The following is a 2,440-nucleotide window of genomic DNA, read 5'->3' on the forward strand; positions in this document are numbered from 1 at the left end:
ATGGTAGAACGATGTTTCATACGATAACTATCTTCATTTAAATGGATGATTTCTACCCGATGTAGAATTCGATCTAGAATTGCGGTTGTTATTGCTTGATCACCTAATAGTTCACCCCATTCTTTAGGTGCTTTGTTTGATGTTAATATTATTGATGATTGATTATACAAGTCATTTATCAAATGAAAGAACATATTAGCTTCTTGTTGGTCCATTGCCATAAACATTAAGTCGTCTATGATCACCAAGTCAGCTTCTCTTATCCTTTTCATTCTCGCTTTAGATTTACGTGTTATTTCTTCCGTTTTCAGGTTATGAATGAGATCACCCATAGATGTAAAAATGGCTTTATAGCCTTGATTAATTGCTTCTATTCCTAATCCTACTGCCAGGTGAGTTTTACCCACACCTGGAGGACCTAGTAATATTAAGTTATATAATTGTTCTATCCAAGTTAAATCTTTCAATCTATTTAGCTGCTTGCTACTCAAGGATTTTTGTTCTTTTAAATTGAACTCCTCGAGTGTCTTGGTGAATGGGAAGGTTGCCCACTTTAATCGATTGTTTAATTGTTTTTCCTCTCTTCGTGATTGCTCGTAGGTGGTCACATCTAATAAGAATTGAGTAAAGGAAAGGTCTTTTTGCTCCGCTTCCCTTATTATAGTCGGTAGGTGCTTGGCGGTTTCAACGAGTCTAAGTGTCTTCATAATGTCTTGTAATTGCTGAATTTGACTCATTAAGATTCACCCTCCAGTAGCTCCGTGTACGTATCAACTTTCCTTTTAAATGCTTCAGTTTCCATGACCCATTCAGATAGCTTGTTCAACTGCTTGATTTCTTTTTCCCTTACTATTGTTGTTTCATGTACTCGTCGTTGACGTTTGACATATGCAACGATATCGCTGAAATCTGTTGCACTGAATAATTTCCGTTTTACACATTCAATTAGTGCAGTTGAGAGAACTTCACTAGTGTTGTCTTTGGTTTCACGTAAAATAATATGCAACTGATCCTTAACGTATCGTGGATACTTTTCTCTAACAATATCTAGATACTGATAGGCTAGTTCTTTATCTTCAAATCCTTGAGCCACAGTATCAATAAAAGCATGTATTCCTTTAGTTCGATCTCTACTATGTTTTCTATCTTTAATCAATATACCTTTCCCTTCGGGAATAGAGTGCTCAGCTATTATTTCTCCTGTTACTGGGATATAAATAATTAATTGTTTATTTTCTGTTTCCTTGATACATACTTTCTCAAACTTGTTATACGTGCCAAGTGGAAGAGAATACCGATTAGAATGATAACGGATAGTGTTGTCCTTATGAACACACCTTGTTATACTAGATTCATAGTTAGTTTCAATATTTATTTCTTTGGAGACTGGTTTTAAGTGTTGCTTTTCGAGGAGAAACACTTCAACTGGTCTCTTTTTAGTTGTGTTATGAATCTTATAATTTCCCGTTCTATTAAGCCATTCCCAGCCTTGCTCGTTCCAAGAGTCAATATTATAAAAGACTCTGTGTTTCGCAAAGTTTTTCTTTATAAAACCAACTACATTCTCAATCTTGCCCTTACTCTCAGGATCAGATTTCCTACAAACCCGAAGCGTTAATCCTCTAGTTTCTCGGTACAGTTGAAATTCCTTTGTTAGAATTAAATCTCCGCTATTTTCACTTACAACTATCAGACTGTCTTGATCATAAACTATTTCTTTAGGCATTCCACCGTACCATTTAAATGCATTTTCATGCGCTTTTATGACATCTTGTGTTGTAAAAGGTCTATCCAGCCATTCTTTATATTTATGCCTCGAATGAGACATTACAAATGCAATAAAATTAAGCTTAACTTCCTTATTATCCGTTGTTTTTTGTTTTGTTTGTCCAAAATCCACTTGAGCTTGTTCACCCATAGGGGGATCAGGTATAGCCTCATATATCCTAGGTGATGTTTCTTTTTTTATTTGGTATTCTTCTCGTAACGCACTTACATAAGTTCTGACAGTACTTTCACCAATTTCTAAGCCTTCGTACTTCTCTTGTAGCCAATCTTGTACTTGTGCTGCCGACATATCGGGGTGCATTCTTAGCCAGGATAAGATTAGCTTCTTGTATGGGTCTAGTTTTCTCTTTTTAGATTTCATTGTTTCAACCCATTCAGCCATCTCCGAAGGTGATTTCTTCAAGTATCTATGAACCGTTGATCTAGATATCCCAAGCTTCTCAGCCACCTTTGTTTGACTAAATCCTTGTTTCAACAATTGCTGTATCTTCATGTACATTTCCCACTTATCCACCTTTACTAACCTCCACATGTAAAATATCAAACTATTTCATTTTACAGTGATAGGCTATTTTTATTTGCTGGTATATTTGGGTAAATAACTGTTTCATCAAATCAAGCGAAAACTGTACACTTTATTCTAGCAGTCACA

Annotated in this window: 2 protein-coding genes; both read right to left on the minus strand. The window is 35.5% G+C overall.

Going from position 1 to position 2,440, the window contains the following annotated elements; all coding sequences use genetic code 11:
• Positions 1–737: IS21-like element helper ATPase IstB (istB, locus tag ABDZ91_RS14235; protein ID WP_343800052.1), on the minus strand; the 737-nt coding region annotated here is incomplete at its 3' end.
• The gene (istA, locus tag ABDZ91_RS14240; protein WP_425541836.1) at positions 737–2,320 is read right to left on the minus strand and encodes an IS21 family transposase; all 1,584 of its coding nucleotides are present in this window, start codon (positions 2,318–2,320) and stop codon (positions 737–739) included. The genes istB and istA, both read right to left, overlap by 1 nt.
• Positions 2,321–2,440 lie beyond the last annotated feature (120 nt).

The organism is Bacillus carboniphilus (genome assembly GCF_039522365.1).
In the GTDB taxonomy this organism is placed as follows: domain Bacteria; phylum Bacillota; class Bacilli; order Bacillales; family JC228; genus Bacillus_BF; species Bacillus_BF carboniphilus.